Raw genomic sequence first — 17,186 nt, forward strand, 5'->3', positions numbered from 1 at the left:
ACAGGACGGGACCGATAGGGTGGAGATTGAGGGCGAGCTCAAGACAGCGCTGAAGGAGCGCAAGGTCCAGTTCGAGATGTTCTTCACCCTGCCCGATTTCAGTGACATTTCGTTGCGCGACTATCAGGAAACGATGCAACGGCCCTTCTTCAGCCTGTCGAAGCGCAAACGCATCAAGCCGATAGATTATACCAGTCCCGACAAGTCCGTCAGCGTCCATGTGTCGCCCAACCCCGCTTATGGGATGGCGACGATCTGGGATGCCGACATCATGATCTACCTCGCGTCCCACCTCAACGAACTGCGCGAACGGGGTGCCAATGACCTGTCGCCAGTGATCCGGCTGCAACCGGGCGACCTGCTCAAACGCATCTGTTGGGGGACCAGTGGCCGCGCCTATGAGCGACTGGTCAACGCGCTGGACCGCCTTCAGGCGACGACGATCAAGACCAATATTCGCGCCAGTGCCAAGAGCCGCGAAACAACCTTCTCGTGGATCGACAGTTATACCCATCTGGTCGATGAACGCACCCAGCGGTCGCTGGGGATGGAAATCACCCTGTCCAAATGGTTCTTCGACGGGGTGATGGACAAGCGCAACGTGCTATCGATTTCTCCGCTCTATTTTGAGATTACCAGCGGTCTTGGCAAATGGCTCTACCGTGCCTCGCGCAAACATGCCGGGGGCAATGGCGCGGACGGCTTCACCATCGGCTTCGAGACGCTGCATCAGAAGAGCGGTAGCGAGAGTCTCTACCCCGTATTCAAACGCAAGCTGCTCGATCTGGCGCGCGCCAATGACCTGCCCGACATCAGCCTGGAAGTGATCGATGGCGATGGCGCCCGTCCCAAGATGAAGATGGTGATGCGCCGCCACCTGGGCGAACGCGCCAGAACCCGGCGACAGGCCGCCCTCCCCTCCCCTGCCCTACCGACTGACGATGGGGCGGATCAGGACATGGTCGATCCCCGTCTGGCGCTCGGTATGATTTCCAGTCTCTCGAGGGAATTGCGGGTTGGCGCAGATGCTCCGCCGCGTCGCCCGATCCGAACGGCACCCCAGCGGCGCTCCGACCCCGCTGGCCGCACGACCGCCAGCCGGATGCTGGACGCGGAGATTTACAGCGCTATCCGCGCCGATTTCCCCGGTTGGGATTATGACGAGTTGATGCGCCGTTTCGACGCATTCCTGGGTGCCAATCCATCGGAATTGCCGCGCAACTATTCCAAGCGCTTCTATGGTTTCGTCAAGGAACATCATCGGCGCAACAAATACCGCCTGTGATCCTCGGGTGGATTCTGCCCGCCTGGCCGGATCAACGTGTTTTTAGAATCACGAGCCGGACCAGTCCGCATGCCCCGCTGCATGTGCAACTGCAACCATATCGCGGTCGTCAACATCGCCCCTGCCCTATGGAACGGCGCGGAAGCGCGGGTTTGATCAACATGCGTCGATGAGCAGGCGCGGCTGTACCGATCGGATCGAGCAAGACGACGGTGATTCTGAAAACACGTTGACCGGCAAAAGTCCGGATCTTGCCTTGTCCGATTGCTATCCCGCCATTCTCGTCAAATCAGCCCTGCGGACATTTGGACAAGGCACCCGTCCCTGCTTGACGATCCCGGACACCCCAAGATCGGGCTGAACGTGTTTTCAGAATCACTTTTGGGGAAGGGATCGTAACGGACGGTGAGCAGGCTGGGAAATGCGAACAAAAGGCGAAATCGCCGAAAATGGCATCCAGAGCCTCTCTGGGCGCGTTTGGGCCGCCGATATATAACGGGTCGCCGAGCCCTCGAATCGGCGCTCAGAGAGCTTCTGGCGAGACCATATTTTCCGCGTCATCGGACCAAAAATCTCTGGCGAAGGAGTCCGGGTGCCCATGCTGCCCCTTCGATGCCAGCGGCGTCATGCTGACGGGTAGGGCGTAACTGCGGTAGCTGGCCTGCCCCGACTGCTCGATCAGCAAGCCTTCGCCCGCCGCGATGGTCAGCAATTTGATTGCTCCTGCCGACGTCAGCCCCAACGCCCTGGCCACACTGCCGCTGGATATGCGCGGGTGCGCCATGGCCAGGCGCAGCACATCCTTCAACCGGCCCGGTCGCCGCCGACGCTCGATATGCTGCGCCGCCCGCCAGGCATAGGCACGCAGTCGCGTCTCCAGGTCGAGATGGGCACGCGCACCCGTGCTGATTGCTTCCAGCCAGAGCCAGTCCAGCCGTTCATCGGTCACGCGCTTCCACGCCGCGCCATTGCTTTCCAACCCCAGCGCGATCAACCCCCCGGCTGAACCGGTCCACCGTCCCGGTCCCCAACGATCGCCAATCAGAAGGCTGGCGAGCAGATCGCCCTGCCCGATCGGCGCGTGACGTCGCCACAGCCGGGCGATCCGCGCGCAATGAAGCAGGGGAGGGGAGGAGGGGAGGGCCGCGACATCGCGCTGCCACGCGGCGACCGCTGGCAGGATGTCCGCAGCATTGCGCCCTGATCGGAGAGAATATGCCGGATCGCTCCCGGCTGGCGGTGCCACGCCAAGCCAGCGGAGCAGTGCCATGCCGTCGTTCAGGAGCGCATCGAGCGCAATTGGCGTACCGATCGCCTGCCGCCAATGGCTGAGGTCGTACGCGGAAGTCGTAACGGTGCTGCGCCCGTCGACCGTAAAATCCAGATCGTCAATCGGGCTGTTGTCGATCCGCGCCAGCGCTTGCCGTTCGGCGATCAGCGTGCGAATTCGCCAGGGACGGCGAACCGGGCTGAGCCTGCGTCGCTCCTCCAGCCGTTCCAGCGCACCATGCGCCTCGGCATAGGCAAGGATCAGCCTGTTTCGGTCGTCCAGCAGGGTGGCGGAGGCAAGCATATGGGTGAATTCCACCATAATACTGATAAATTATAATCATTTAATAACAGATGGATATTTGCATATATTAAACGATAAAGTCGATATAGCAAGCCAACTCCTACACGGCCATTGCAATCATGTAGCGCAGGCCCTGCGCTCTTCATCCCGCCCATCGCTGGGTCGATCCTTGGCTTGATCGCCGCTGCCTGCGTTGACGCATAGTCGCGTGCTGGCCACACCATCCATATCGCCACCCGCCGGAAAGCTGACACTATGACCATCACCCTTGCCGATCCATCGCTGTTGCGCGACCAGTGCCTGATCGACGGGGTCTGGACCGGCGCACCGGCCATCCCCGTGGCCGACCCGGCAACCGGCGAGACCATAGCCTCCATCCCCGATTTGGGCGTGAGCGAAACCCGCGCAGCAATCGCCGCAGCCGACGCAGCGCTCCCTGCATGGCGTGCGAGAACGGCGGGGGAGCGTGCGCGCATCCTGCGCCGCTGGTTCGATTTGCTGATCGCGCATCAGGATGATCTGGCGATGATCCTGACCCGCGAGCAGGGCAAGGCGCTGGCCGAGGCGAAGGGCGAGATCGCCTATGCGGCCAGCTTCGTCGAATGGTTCGCGGAGGAAGCCCGGCGCGTCTATGGTGAGATCATCCCAGGCCATCGTGCCGACAGCCGCATCGTCGTCATCAAGCAACCGGTAGGCGTCGTCGCCGCGATCACCCCTTGGAACTTTCCAGCGGCGATGATCACGCGCAAGGCGGCCCCCGCGCTGGCAGCCGGTTGCACCATGGTGCTGAAACCCGCAACGCAGACGCCGCTGACCGCACTGGCGCTGGCGGTGCTGGCGGAGCGGGCAGGGGTGCCGACCGGCGTATTCAATGTCGTTACGGGATCGTCACGAATTATCGGCGGCGAACTGACGGCCAACCCGCTGGTGCGCAAATTGAGCTTTACCGGATCGACCGAGGTTGGCCGCACGCTGATGGCGCAGTGCGCGCCAACGATGAAGAAGCTGTCGATGGAACTGGGCGGGAACGCGCCTTTCATCGTCTTTGCCGATGCTGATGTCGATGCGGCCGTCGAGGGCGCGATCGCCTCCAAATATCGCAATAGCGGGCAGACCTGTGTGTGCGTCAACCGCATCTTCGTCCAGCGCGATGTCGCCGTCATGTTTGAGCAGAAGCTCGCCGCTGCCGTGGCGAAGCTCAAGGTTGGCCCTGGCACCGACGCAGGCGTAACTCAGGGGCCGCTGATCGACGGCAAGGCGGTCGAAAAGGTAGAGGAGCATGTCGCCGATGCTCTCGCCAAGGGCGGACGACTGGTCAGCGGCGGGCGTCGCCACCCGCTGGGCCACAGCTTCTACGAACCGACGATCGTCGCAGGCTGCACCCCGGACATGGCGCTGGCCGGTGAGGAAACATTCGGCCCGCTCGCCGCGCTCTTCACTTTCGATACGGAGGAGGAAGTGGTCGCCATGGCCAATGATACAGAGGTAGGGCTGGCGGGCTATTTCTACACGCGCGATCTGGCGCGGGCCTGGCGGGTAGGGGAGGCGCTGGAGGTCGGCATGGTCGGCATCAACACCGGGCTGATCTCCACCGAGGTCGCGCCGTTCGGCGGCATCAAGCAATCGGGCATGGGCCGCGAAGGGTCGCGCCATGGTATCGAGGATTATGTCGAGATCAAATATATGTGCATGGCAGGCATATAGGGCGGATTGGAGAAGGGCAGGGCGATGGCAGGCATAGTAGCGGTTACAGGCGCGGCGGGTGCATTGGGACGCAAGGCGGTCGAAATTCTGGCCGCCGCCGGATGGAGCGTGGTTGGCATCGATCTGGGCGATGTGGCCCCCGATGGCGTCGCGCTGGCGCTGGGCGGCGTGGACCTGACCGATGAGGGCGCAGTGACGGCCGCGGCGGCACAGATCGAAAGCGAGCTGGGGCGTCTCGACGGGCTGGTCAATATCGCGGGTGGTTTCGCTTGGGAAACCGTGGCCGACGGCAGCGTTGCCACGTGGGACCGGCTCTATGCCATGAATGTCCGCACCGGACTGATCGCCAGCCGTGCGCTCTTGCCGCTGCTGCGCGCCAGTCAGGGTGCGATCGTCAACATCGGCGCAGCGGCATCGGTCAAGGCCGGGGCGGGCATGGGTGCCTATGCCGCCTCCAAATCCGGCGTCGCGCGCCTGACCGAAGCGCTGGCCGAGGAGTTGAAGGAGGAAGGCGTGCGCGTGAACGCGATCCTGCCGAGCATACTCGACACCCCCGCGAACCGGGCTGACATGCCCGACGCGGATTTTGCGAAATGGGTATCCCCCGCGCAGCTTGCAGGGGTGGTGGCCTTCCTGCTGTCGGCCGACGCCATGCCGATCACCGGCGCGCTGATCCCGGTGACGGGGCGCGTGTAGAGCCGCAGCGTGGGCCGATGCTGGCTCAGGCCTTTATCGCCGCGCGGAAATCCTCATTCTTCAGGAACAGCGAAGTATTGTCTGCGCCCAGATGGGTCCATTTCAGGTTCAGCCCGCCATCGACCAATATGGTCTGCCCGGTAATATAGCTCGACAGGTCGGACAGCAGGAAGGCGATGGCTCCCGCCTGCTCGTCCGGCTGGGCGCGGCGGCCCATGGCGATGGCTGCCTGATCGCGGGCAATATCATCGTCGATATAGGCACCCGATCCCGGCGTGATCGTCGTGCCCGGCGCGACCGTGTTGACGCGGATATTGTCGAGCGCCAGTTCGGTTGCCAGCGTTCGCGTCGCCGCGACGATCGCGGCCTTCGCCGTGCCATAGGCGATATGATAGGGCGCGCTGTTCAGCCCGCTGATCGATGACACGCCCACGATCGCACCCGGATTGCCACGCGCCCGCAATTCCCGCGCCACCGCCTGGCTCATGAAGAACATCGTTTCCAGATTCTGCTCGAACAGCGCGCGCCAGTCCGCCCGCGTCACCCGTTCGGCCCGCATCCACGTCTGCGGCGCCGCCCCGCCAGCAACATTGGCCAAACCATAAAGCGTGCCGGGCGCCGCCAGCGCCGCCTCCATCACCTTTGCCACACCGTCATCCGTGCCGACGTCCGCGATGACGGGTATGATCGCCAGCCCTTGCGCGATCAGCGGCGCGATATGCGCGTCGAACTTGGACTGCGTCCGCCCGGCGGCGATGACGGTCGCCCCCGCCTGCGCCAGCATCTTGGTCGTCGCAGTGCCGATACCGCCGCCTGCCGCGCCGGTGACGATGATCGTGCGCCCTTCAAAACTGATCAGCGGCTGCGCCATGCTCTATCCTCTCATTCTATTGTCAGGCGCGGTTCTAGCGCGAGGCGTGGAGGGCAAAATAGGGCCGACAAGAAAAGATCGCCACAGCGCTAACCGGACTCGCTCCGTTGCAAATGAACAGTAGTGTTGATTAACTCCTCGCAACGATAAGACCCATGGAGTGGATATGAGTTGCAATCCCACGCGGACGCCAGCGCCCGATACGTTCGACATCCCGGCGCTGCGCGAAAAATATCGCGAGGAGCGCGACAAGCGTCTGCGCAGCGACGGGCAGGGGCAATATCAGCCCACGACCGACGACACGACCCACAGCTATGACGAGGACCCATATCAACCGGTCACCCCGCGCGCCCCGATCGTCGAGGAACTGGACGTGCTGGTGCTGGGCGCAGGCTTTGCCGGGGTGCTGGCGGGCTATCATCTGACCAAGCAGGGCGTCACCAATTTCCGCAATATCGACCATGCCGGCGATTTTGGCGGGGTATGGTACTGGAACCGCTATCCCGGCATCCAGTGCGATAATGACGCCTATTGCTATCTGCCGCTGCTGGAAGAAACCGGCTTCATGCCGTCCAAGAAATTCGCCGATGGCGCGGAAATCCAGTCCTATATCAAGCAGATCGCGCAGACATTCGGCTTTCACGACCGCGCACTGTTCCATACGCTCATCACCTCGCTGAAATGGGATGAGGCCATCCAGCGCTGGCGCGTCGCCACCAGCCGGGGCGATGAATTCCGCGCCCGCTTCGTCATCATGGGCTGCGGCGTCCTCAACATGCCCAAACTGCCGGGGATCGAGGGGATCAACCAATATAAGGGCAAGATCTTCCATACCGCGCGCTGGGACTATGGTTATACCGGCGGCAGCTACGAAAATCCGGTGCTCGACAAACTGGCCGACAAGCGCGTCGCCATCCTTGGCACCGGGGCGACCGCGATCCAGGCGGTGCCGCATCTCGCCCGCTACGCCCAGCAACTCTATGTCATCCAGCGCACGCCATCGACTGTGGACGAACGGCCCAATCCGCCGACCGATCCCGACTGGGCGGAAGCGCTGCAGCCGGGCTGGCAGGCGGAGCGGCAGGCCAATTTCCACCGCGCCGCGATGGAATTTTTCCTGCCCGGCGAGCAAGATCTGATCTGCGACATCTGGACCGAAATCGCCCGCAACCTCCATGCCGAGCTGGAAACCGAAGGCTGGCCGCAACTCTCGCCAGAAGAATTCATGGCCCGGCGCGAAGTGGTGGATTATCGCGTCATGGAACGGCTGCGCGCGCGCGTCGATGAGATGGTGAAGGACGAGGCGACCGCTGCCTCGCTCAAGCCCTGGTATCGTTTCCTGTGCAAGCGCCCGCTGTCCAGCAACGATTTTTACGCCGCCTTCAACCAGCCCAACGTCAAGCTGATCGACGTCGCGGATTCGCGCGGGCTGGAACGCATGACGGAAAAAGGCTTCGTGTCGAACGGTGTCGAATATGAAGTCGATGCCATGATCTTCGCCAGCGGCTTTGAAGTCACCAGCGACCTCAAGCGTCGCTGGGGCATCGACGTGGTAGAGGGGCGGGGCGGCCTGTCGATTTACGATCATTGGGCTAACGGTCCGGTGACGCTGCACGGCACCATGACCCATGGTTTCCCCAACCAGTTCTTCATCGGCTATATTCAGGGCGGCCTCAACGCCAGCGTCACCGAACAGTTCGGGCGGCAGGCACAGCATATCGCCCACATCATCCACGCGACGATGGACAAGGGGGCAACCTCTGTCGAAACCACGGCGGCGGCGCAGGACGCCTATGTCCAGCATTTCCACGACGTGGAATATGACACCTCCACCTTCCAGATCGAATGTACGCCCAGCTACTTCACCAATGAAGGCCAGGTGAAGGCGCCCTGGGCGGTGTTCCGCAGCTACGGGCCGGGCTGGGCCGCGTTCCAGACATTGCTCGAAGAATGGCGGGAAAAGGGCGATCTGGCGGGCATGGAATTGCGGTCATGATCGCCGGGGGGATGATGTCGGCCCGCGTCCCGCTTTCGCTTGGGGCAAGCCTGTCTGTCGCGATATTCGGATGCGCGGGATCAGGATGCGGGAGAATGGCATGAACAGCCCGACCAACATCAATGTCGAGGATCTGACCAAGCCACTGACCTATCCGACCGAGGCGTTCCTGTCGAAAGACTATGCCGCAGCGGAGAAGGAATTGCTGTGGCCAAAGGTCTGGCAGATGGCGTGCCGGGTCGAGGAACTGCCCAATGTCGGTGACTGGCTCACCTACAATATCTGCGACGATTCGATCATCATCGTGCGCACCGCGCCCGACCGGCTGAAAGCCTATTTCAACGTCTGCCCGCATCGCGGCCGCCAGCTGGTCAATACGCCCGACAACGTCCATTCGGTACGCGGCAGCGGGCGCAAGAATTTCATCTGCGGCTTCCACGGCTGGACCTTCGATACCGAAGGGAACAACAGCTACATCCTCGATCCGCAGGACTGGCAGGGCGCGCTGACGCCCGACTGTACCCATTTGTCGGCCGTGAAGGTCGATACATGGGGTGGCTGGGTCTGGGTCCATATGGATATGGACGCGGAGCCGCTCGACGAATTTCTCGGCGATGCCGGGCGCATATTGTCGCATTTTGAATTGGACAAGATGCGCTACAAATGGCGCAAATGGGTGGTCTATCCGGCGAACTGGAAAACCGCGCTGGAAGCGTTCATGGAACCCTATCATGTAACTGGCACGCACAGCCAGTTGCTCGCCTATGGCGATTATTACGCCTACAGCGCCGCCTATGGCCTGCACGGGGTCAGCGGGTTCGACCAGCGCGATCCGGCCTTCAGTATGAGCCAGAGCAGCAGCGTGACCCGCGCGGGCAAGGGCGACGATCCGCGCCGCTCGACTTACGATCTGATCCGCGAAAATTATGAAACGCTCAACTATGCGGCCTCCACCGAAACTTTGGTCAATGCCGCCAGCCGCCTGGTGGACGAACTGCCCGAAGACACGCCGCCTGCCGACGTCATTGCCCACTGGCTGAAATCGGCCAAGGCCGACGACGCTGCGCGCGGCGTCATCTGGCCGGAAATTCCGCCAGAAATCATGTCGGAAGCGGGCCTGGCCTGGAACGTCTTTCCCAATATGTCGGTGTTGCACGGGATCACCTTCGCGCTTTGCTATCGCACGCGGCCCTATGGCGACGATCCCAATATGTGCATTTTTGAATCCTACGCGATCGAGCGTTTTCCCGAAGGCGAAGAACCGCAGACCGAATGGGATAATGCGCCGGCCAATGCCGAAGGCTGGGGTGCCGTGCTGGCGCAGGATTTTTCCAACATGGAATGGGTGCAGAAGGGGATGAAGTCGCGCGGCTTTCGCGGGCCGCTGCCCAATCCGCATCAGGAACGCAAGATCACCAATTTTCACCGCAACCTAGCCGCGTACATGGGTACGGGCGCACCGAGGCACCTGAAATGAGCTATGACGATCCCAAGCCCGCCGCCGCTGCAAGTGCATCGGACAAGTCGGGAACCCCGGTTTACAAGCGCGTCCTCGACCTGTTCGAGGCCGAAGGCATCAACACGCTGTTCGGCATTCCCGACCCGAATTTCGTTCATATGTTCCTGGAAGCGGAACGGCGCGGCTGGACTGTGGTTGCCCCGCACCATGAAGCGGCCGCCGGCTTCATGGCCGAAGCGGCATCGCGCATCACCGGCAAGCCCGCCGTCGCCGTCGGCACGCTGGGGCCGGGCATCGCCAATATGGCGCCCGCCATCCAGTGCGCGCTGGTCGAACATTCGCCCGTCATCTTCCTGTCGGGCCAGCGCGCCCGCGTGACCGAACAGCGCGTCCGCCGTGGCCGCATCCAGTTCGTGAAGCAGATGCCGCTATTTGAAAATTCGGTGAAATATGCCGCATCCATCGAATATGCCGACCAGACCGACGAGGTGATCCGTGAGAGCATCCGCAAGGCGATGGGCGGCACGCCCGGCCCGGTCTATATCGAATATCCCAGCCACATCATCCTGGAAGAGCTGGACCTGCCCGCGCCGCTGGTGCCGGAACGCTATCGCCTGGTCAATCAGGGTGCGGATATCGACCGGGTCCATGAAGCGGCCAAGCTGATCCGCGAAGCCAAGAACCCGATCCTGCTGGTCGGCCATGGCGTCCATACCTCCCGCACTGGCGCTGCGGTCAGGGAGCTAGCGGAACTGATGAACTGCCCCGTCATCCAGACGTCGGGTGGCACCAGCTACATCAAGGGGCTGGAGGATCGCACTTTCCAATATGTATTTTCCAAGGCGTCGATCGAGGCAGTGACCGAGTCCGACCTCGTGCTGGCGCTGGGCACCGAGCTGGGCGAGCCGGTCCATTTCGGCAAATGGCGCTACTGGCAAAAGAATGAAGCGATCCGCAAGTGGATCTATGTCGAGCAGGATGCCTCGGCGATCGGTGTCAACCGCCCGATCGACGTGCCGCTGGTAGGCGATCTGCGCGGCGTCGTGCCGCAGCTTGTGACAGCGCTCAAGGACACGCCGCGCGCACCTGCACCGATGCTGGCAGCCTTCATGCGGGACGGGCAGGCGGAACTGGAGGAACTGGCGGCGGAATCGCGCACCAAGAGCGACGGCACCGGCGAATTGGCGATCCATCCTGCCCGTCTGGCGGTGGAAGCGACCGAGGCTTTCCCGAAGGACGGTATCATGATCCGCGATGGCGGCGCGGGGGTGATCTTCCAGTGGACCTATTCGCAGTGCAAGCCGCATGACGTGATCTGGAACCAGAATTTCGGTCATATCGGCACCGGTATCCCCTATGCCACCGGCGCGATGCTGGCGGACAAGGCGGCAACCGGCGTATCGCGCCCGGCCATGCTGCTGACATCGGACAGCAGCTTCCTGTTCCATATCGGCGAACTGGAAGTGGCCGCGCGGTGCAAGCTGCCGCTGGTCTGCGTCGTCGGCGTGGACAATGCCTGGGGTCTGGAAGTGGGCGTCTACAAACGCACCTTTGGCCAGGGGACCGAGGAAACCGGCACGCACTGGAGCAAGGACGTCCGCTTCGACAAGATCGGCGAGGGCTTTGGCTGTCACGGCGAATATGTGACGAAGGCGGAGGACATCAAACCTGCCATCGAACGCGCCTATGCCAGCGGCAAGGTGGGCGTCGTCCATGTCGTGATCGACCCCAAGGCGAATTCGGAAGAAATGCCCAAATATGCCGAATTCCGCACCTGGTACGCCGAAGGCACGCAGTAAAAAATCCTCCCCTGCAAGGGGAGGGGGACCGCCCGCGTAGCGGGTGGTGGAGGGGTGTCACCCTATCGATGGCATGACACCTCTCCGTCTGGCCTTCGGCCAGCCACCTCCCCCGCGGGGGAGGATTAAACGACGGAGACACCCATGCGCGACCATTTGTACTTCTACATTGACGGCCAGTGGGTCGATCCGGTCGAACCCAAAACCGCCGAAGTCATCAACCCGGCGACCGAACAAGTCGCAGGCCATATCGCATTGGGTTCCGTCGCCGATGTCGACAAGGCCGTCGCCGCCGCCCGCCGCGCCTTCCCCACATGGTCGGAAACGACGCGCAACCAGCGCCTCGACCTGCTGCGCGCGATCCAGGCCGAATATCAGCGTCGCCTGCCCGACCTGGGCGCAGCCATCCGGGAGGAAATGGGCGCGCCGTCAGGGCTGGCCAATGGCTTCCATGTCGGGCTTGGCGCAGGCCATCTCCAGACCGCGATCGAACTGCTGGAGAATTTCGCGTTCGAGGAACTGCGCGGCGCCACCTTGATCCGCCGTGAGCCGATCGGCGTTTGCGCCCTCATCACGCCCTGGAACTGGCCGATGAACCAGACCTGCGTAAAGGTCTTTCCCGCGCTTGCCACTGGCTGCACGATGATCCTGAAACCGCCGCAACTCGCGCCATTCTCCGCCCAGATTCTCGCCGAAATCATCGACGCGGCGGGCATCCCTGCGGGCGTGTTCAACATGGTGCAAGGGCAGGGCAGCGTCATCGGCACCGCGCTCTCGACCCATGAAGATGTGGACATGATCAGCTTCACCGGCTCCGAACCGGTCGGCGTCCAGATCCAGAAGGACGCCGCCACTACGGTCAAGCGCGTGGGGCTGGAACTGGGCGGCAAGAGCGCGTTCATCGTGCTGGATGACGCGGCGCTGGCCGACAATGTCACCGGCGCAACCGCAGGCATGATGGGCAATAGCGGCCAGACATGCAGCGCCGGATCACGCCTGCTCGTTCCCGCCGCCCGCCTCGACGAAGCGCTCGCCGCGGCCAAGGCAGCAGCCGACGCCGTCACCGTCGGCGACCCGGCAGGCGATGTCGCCATGGGTCCGGTCGTGTCCAAGGCACAATATAACATCATCCAGGACTATATCGCCAAAGGCGTGGCGGAAGGCGCGACCCTGATCGCGGGCGGCCCCGGTCGCCCCGACGGCATCGACAAGGGCTGGTTCGTGCGCCCGACCATATTCCTTGGCGACAATGATATGGTCATCGCGCGCGAAGAGATTTTCGGCCCGGTGCTGGTCATCATCCCTTACGACGACGTGGACGATGCGGTCGCCATCGCCAATGACAGCCCCTTTGGCCTCGCGGGCTATGTCAACGGCCTCGACACCTCTCTGGTCCACGCCATCGCCCGCCGCCTGCGCACCGGCTGGGTCAGCATGAATGGCGGCTTGGATTTCCACGCCCCCTTTGGCGGCTACAAGCGCAGCGGCAACGGGCGCGAATGGGGTGAATTCGGCTTCCACGAATATCTCGAAGTCAAATCGATGCTCGGTTACGCCTGATATGAATGGCCGGATCGCGCCCAGCGGCATGACGGCGGGGGAGGGGTGGAGCCTTGAACGCCTCACCCCGCCCAGCCGCCTCTATGGCGCGAACGGCCTTGCCACCGGCGCGGATGGCCGCCTCTATGTCGCGCAGGTCGGCGGCAGTCAGGTCAGCGCGATCGACGTGGACAGCGGCGCAATTTCCACCATCAGCCCGATGGGCGGGGCGATCGTCGCGCCCGACGATCTGGTGTTCGATGAGGCAGGCAATCTCTACCTCACCGAAATCACCGAAGGCCGCGTGTCGATGCTGACGCCCGGCGGGCAGGCGCGCGTCATCCATGGCGACATGCCCGTCGCCAACCCTATCACCCGGCATCAGGGCCGTTTGATCGCGGGCGAGTGCCGCATGGGCGCGCGGATCATGGAATTGCCGCTCGATGGCGGCGCACCGCGTCTCATCCTCGACAATGTGCCGATGGCCAACGCCTTTCAGGTCGGCCCGGACGGCAAACTCTATTTCCCCGTCATGGGTGCGAATGAAATCTGGCGCGTGGACCTCAACGGCGGCGCACCCGAAGTCGTGGCGGGTGATCTGGGCGTGCCGGACTCGGTCAAGTTCGACAGCAAGGGGCGGATCGTCACCACCCAGGTCGCCAGCGGCCAGGTGCTGCGCATCGACCTGGTCAGCGGCACCCGCGAAGTGCTGGCTGATCTTGGTCCCGGCCTCGACAATGTCAGCTTCATCGGCGACCGCATCTTCGTGTCCAGCATCCCTGGCGAGATCACCGAGTTGCTGGGCGATGGCAAGGTCCGCTCCGTCGTCCCGCGCGCGCTGCAATGGCCGCTTGGTCTGGCCGTGGACGGGCAGGGGGCTATCTTCGTCGCAGACGGCACCTTCGGCTACACGCTGCGCCCCGGTGGCGCGCCAATATTGGCGGGGATGATCTTCTACCCCGGCTGCCCCGGCTATATGCGCGGCGTCGCACCGGGTTCGCCGGGCGAATGGATCGTCACTACCGGGACCGGCAGCCTCGCGCGCTATCGACCGGGGGAGGGGGCGAGCGAGTTTATCAGCCACGGCCATGACCGGCTGATGGGTGTTGCGGCCAATGCCCGCGGCGCGATCGTCTTTGCCGAACAGGGCACGGGGCAGGTGCATGTCGCCGAAAATGGCGCGGTGCGCGCAATCGCCACGGGCCTCGACCAGCCGATGGGCGTCGCGGTGGATGGCGATACCGCCTATGTCGCCGAAGCGGGCAAGGGGCGCATCGTCAGGCTGCAACAGGGACGCGCCGTGGAAATAGTCGCCGAAGGGCTGGGACGGCCCGAAGGCATCGCGATCAGCAACGGCACCCTCTATGCCGTGGACACCCAGACCAAATCGCTGATCGCGTTCGACCTCGCCAGCGGCGTCCAGCGCGTCATCGCCACCCATCTGCCGGTCGGCGCGCCTGTCGGTATCACGCCCAAATATCTGGGACCGATCGGCGACATGGCCGGACCGATGATCAATTTCTGCGGCCTCACCGCCGGGCCGGACGGCACGCTCTATCTGTCGGGCGACGCCGAAGGCAGCGTACTGGCGCTACGCCCCGCCACATAAATCTCCGTTCGTTTCGAGCGAAGTCGAGAAACCTGCGCGCGGTGCTTCTCGACTACGCTCGAAGCGAACGGACTTTGTGCTAAGCGCCGCCGCCCAACTGCCCCGACAGCGTACCCGCCGCCTCCACCAGCGCCGCCTGCAATGCGCCAAGCTCCCGGCCCAGCGCCGCGCCTATGCCTATCGCGACCAGCGCATGGACCGGCCGGCCCGCGCCTTTCCACACCGGCGCGGACACCACGGTTGCGCCTGCAATATATTGCCCCTCATCGACTGCAAAGCCCTGTTCGCGGGTCTGGCGCAACTGCTCCATCCAGTCGCCAAAGGCGGGCGGATCGTCCCAGCGCAACTGGTCGAACCGCGCCTTCAATTCTGCCACCGGATAGTCGCCAAACGCCGCGATACAGCGCCCCGTTGCGCTGATCAGCGCGGGAAAGCGGCTGCCGACCTGCGTGCTGAGTTGAAAGCCGCTGCCCGATTGCGCCATGGCGACGACGATCATATGATCGAGGCCCACCGCCTGCACCCCCAACATGGTCAGGCCAAAACGCGCCGCCAGCCGATCGAGATGCGGCTGTGCCAGATCGTTGAACGGGTCGCGCCGCAACCAGTGCCGCGCCAGCGTCAGCACGCCTGCCTCCAGCGCATAGCGCTTGGTGTCCGGGTCGAACGACACCAGTTCCTCCTCCGCCAGGGCGCGCAGCACATAGAGGCAGGTCGATGGCACCAGCCCCAGTTCCTTGGCGATCGCCTGCACCCCCAGCGGCCGTTCGCTACGCCCCAGCAGGCGCAGGATTGCGGCGGCGCGGGTGATGGCGGGCGCTTTGCTGTCCTTCACCGCGCGGGCCACTTTTCGGACGGGGGAAGGGGTGGGCAGGGTAACAGGGTCGGCCATGGCGCATATCTCCATCGCCCCGGCGATGGACGATCATTCAAAATATAGAACATCGTTCATGATTTACAACAAGGGAGTCGGCATGACATTCCGGTTCCATCATGGCGAAGGCGGCTTTCCCGCCATTCGCCATAGTGAATGGACGGAATATATGGCGAAGCTGACCGACTATACACGCTATGCCGATGCCCAGGCCCATGCGACGTCCAACGCGCCATGGGATTTATTCGATGGCGACCGCGATCATCTCAACATCGCGCATGAATGCATCACCCGCCATGCCGACGGCACCGGACGCGCCGCCGTGCGGATCGCGCACGCTGATGGCCGCGATGAAATATTGAGCTTCGACATCATTTCGGCGGGCGCGGCGCGCTTTGCCCATTGGCTCGATGCAGAGGGTGTTCAACCCGGCGAACGCATCGCCTTCATGCTGGAACCGTCTTTGCCTTTCTATGTCTGCCTGTTCGGGGCGATGCAGACCGGTGCGATCTCGGTGCCGCTCTTCACCCTGTTCGGTCCCGATGCGCTGCGCCTGCGGGTTGATGACTGCAAGCCCACCATCCTGATCACCAACGCGGAAAAGGCGGACCTCGCCCGCAGCATGAACGGCCCGCGCGTCGTCGTCGCCGATGAAGGCCTGCTCGACGAGATTGAAAAATATCCCGCGATCTACACGCCGAAAACCAGGGCGAACGACCTAGCCGTGTTCCAGTACACGTCCGGCACCACCCGCGAACTGCCCGAAGCGGTGAAGCATAGCCACCGCGCGCTGGTGACGTTGATGTTCGCCGCGCTCTACGGCACCGGCATCCGTCCGGGCGACGAATTTTTCTGCCCGTCCTCGCCCGCATGGGGACATGGATTGTGGCACGGCACGCTGGCCCCGCTGGGCATGGGCGTGACCACCGGCACCTTTGCGGGACGGTTCGATCCGGTGCGGCTGATGAAGGCGCTGGATGATTATGGCATCACCAACATGTCGGCGGCCGCGACCCATTATCGCATGATGAAGAATAGCGGGAAGGCGGGCGACTATAGCTTCCACTTCAAGAAACTGTCCTACACCGGCGAACCGATCGACCCGGCGACGCTCGACTTTATCGACACCTATTTCAAGGTTCCCGCCTGCTCCATGTATGGCACGACCGAAATCGGCGTGGTGCTCGTCAATTATCCGGGCGCAGACGATTTCACTGTCAAGCCCGGTTCGCTCGGCAAGGCGGTGCCGGGCCAGAAGTTGCAGGTGCAGCGCCCCGACGGCACGCCATCCGACCCCGGCGAAATCGGCGAACTGATGCTGTGGCGGCGCGACAAATGGGAAACCACCAAGGACCGGGCGAAAATCGACGCCGACGGTTATTTCTACCATTGCGGCCGCGCCGACGATGTCATCATCTCGGCTGGCTGGACGATGAGCGCGGTCGAGATTGAAAATACGCTGCTCAAGCATCCCGCCGTGCTCGAATGCGCCGTCATCGGCGTGCCCGATCCGCAGCGGGGGCAGGTGGTCAAGGCGTTCGTCATCGCCAATGTTGATGGCAGCGACGCGCTGGTGAAGGAACTCCAGACCTTCACCCGCGAAAAACTCGCCCAGCATGAATTTCCCCGCGTGGTCGAATTCGTCACCGAACTGCCCAAGACCCCGGCGGGCAAGGTCCACCGCAAAATCCTGAGAGATATTGAGGCTGCCAAGTTGGTCGAGGCAGCGTGATGAAAAATCCGTCTCAAAATCCTCCCCCGGCGGGGGAGGTGGCTGGCCG

Annotated in this window: 12 protein-coding genes; 9 read left to right on the forward strand and 3 right to left on the reverse strand. The window is 63.2% G+C overall.

What is annotated here, in order from left to right; translation table 11 throughout:
* Positions 1–19: 19 nt before the first annotated feature.
* Positions 20–1,285, forward strand: coding sequence for a replication initiator protein A (locus tag EBBID32_RS11040; protein WP_006956680.1), 1,266 nt, complete (start codon positions 20–22; stop codon positions 1,283–1,285).
* A 523-nt stretch (positions 1,286–1,808) separates the two neighbouring features.
* Here EBBID32_RS11040 and EBBID32_RS11045 read toward each other — a convergent pair.
* Positions 1,809–2,858: a hypothetical protein gene (locus EBBID32_RS11045; protein ID WP_006956681.1), complete on the reverse strand. Its 1,050-nt coding sequence runs from the start codon at positions 2,856–2,858 to the stop codon at positions 1,809–1,811.
* A 255-nt stretch (positions 2,859–3,113) separates the two neighbouring features.
* On the opposite strand from EBBID32_RS11045, the gene EBBID32_RS11050 reads away from it, so the two are divergent.
* A complete protein-coding gene (locus EBBID32_RS11050) occupies positions 3,114–4,562 on the forward strand; it encodes an NAD-dependent succinate-semialdehyde dehydrogenase (RefSeq protein ID WP_006956684.1) in 1,449 nt (482 codons plus the stop codon).
* A gap of 24 nt (positions 4,563–4,586) precedes the next feature.
* Positions 4,587–5,258 (forward strand): SDR family NAD(P)-dependent oxidoreductase, encoded by a 672-nt coding sequence (locus tag EBBID32_RS11055; RefSeq protein ID WP_037490148.1) that lies wholly within the window; start codon positions 4,587–4,589, stop codon positions 5,256–5,258.
* 25 nt (positions 5,259–5,283) lie between these two features.
* Here EBBID32_RS11055 and EBBID32_RS11060 read toward each other — a convergent pair whose 3' ends face one another.
* Positions 5,284–6,129 (reverse strand): SDR family NAD(P)-dependent oxidoreductase, encoded by an 846-nt coding sequence (locus tag EBBID32_RS11060; RefSeq protein ID WP_006956687.1) that lies wholly within the window; start codon positions 6,127–6,129, stop codon positions 5,284–5,286.
* A 166-nt stretch (positions 6,130–6,295) separates the two neighbouring features.
* Here EBBID32_RS11060 and EBBID32_RS11065 point away from each other — a divergent pair, with 166 nt between their 5' ends.
* The 5 genes from EBBID32_RS11065 to EBBID32_RS11085 all read left to right on the forward strand — a co-directional run bounded on the left by EBBID32_RS11065 (position 6,296) and on the right by EBBID32_RS11085 (position 14,531).
* Positions 6,296–8,125, forward strand: coding sequence for a flavin-containing monooxygenase (locus tag EBBID32_RS11065; RefSeq protein ID WP_006956689.1), 1,830 nt, complete (start codon positions 6,296–6,298; stop codon positions 8,123–8,125).
* Positions 8,126–8,225: 100 nt separating this feature from the next.
* Positions 8,226–9,602, forward strand: coding sequence for an aromatic ring-hydroxylating oxygenase subunit alpha (locus EBBID32_RS11070; RefSeq protein WP_037490152.1), 1,377 nt, complete (start codon positions 8,226–8,228; stop codon positions 9,600–9,602).
* Entirely contained in the window at positions 9,599–11,383 is a 1,785-nt protein-coding gene (locus EBBID32_RS11075) for a thiamine pyrophosphate-binding protein (protein ID WP_006956693.1), read from the forward strand. Before EBBID32_RS11070 ends, EBBID32_RS11075 begins: the two co-directional genes overlap by 4 nt.
* Before the next feature lie 144 nt (positions 11,384–11,527).
* Positions 11,528–12,943: an aldehyde dehydrogenase family protein gene (locus EBBID32_RS11080; RefSeq protein WP_006956694.1), complete on the forward strand. Its 1,416-nt coding sequence runs from the start codon at positions 11,528–11,530 to the stop codon at positions 12,941–12,943.
* Between the two features lies 1 nt (position 12,944).
* The gene (locus EBBID32_RS11085; RefSeq protein ID WP_006956696.1) at positions 12,945–14,531 is read left to right on the forward strand and encodes a Vgb family protein; all 1,587 of its coding nucleotides are present in this window, start codon (positions 12,945–12,947) and stop codon (positions 14,529–14,531) included.
* Between the two features lie 79 nt (positions 14,532–14,610).
* Here the strand turns inward: EBBID32_RS11085 and EBBID32_RS11090 are convergent, their stop codons facing one another.
* A complete protein-coding gene (locus EBBID32_RS11090) occupies positions 14,611–15,423 on the reverse strand; it encodes an IclR family transcriptional regulator (RefSeq protein ID WP_006956697.1) in 813 nt (270 codons plus the stop codon).
* 151 nt (positions 15,424–15,574) lie between these two features.
* Here EBBID32_RS11090 and EBBID32_RS11095 point away from each other — a divergent pair, with 151 nt between their 5' ends.
* Entirely contained in the window at positions 15,575–17,137 is a 1,563-nt protein-coding gene (locus EBBID32_RS11095; RefSeq protein ID WP_037490168.1) for an acyl-CoA synthetase, read from the forward strand.
* Positions 17,138–17,186 lie beyond the last annotated feature (49 nt).

The sequence above is a fragment of the Sphingobium indicum BiD32 genome (assembly GCF_000382885.1).
GTDB lineage: Bacteria > Pseudomonadota > Alphaproteobacteria > Sphingomonadales > Sphingomonadaceae > Sphingobium > Sphingobium japonicum_C.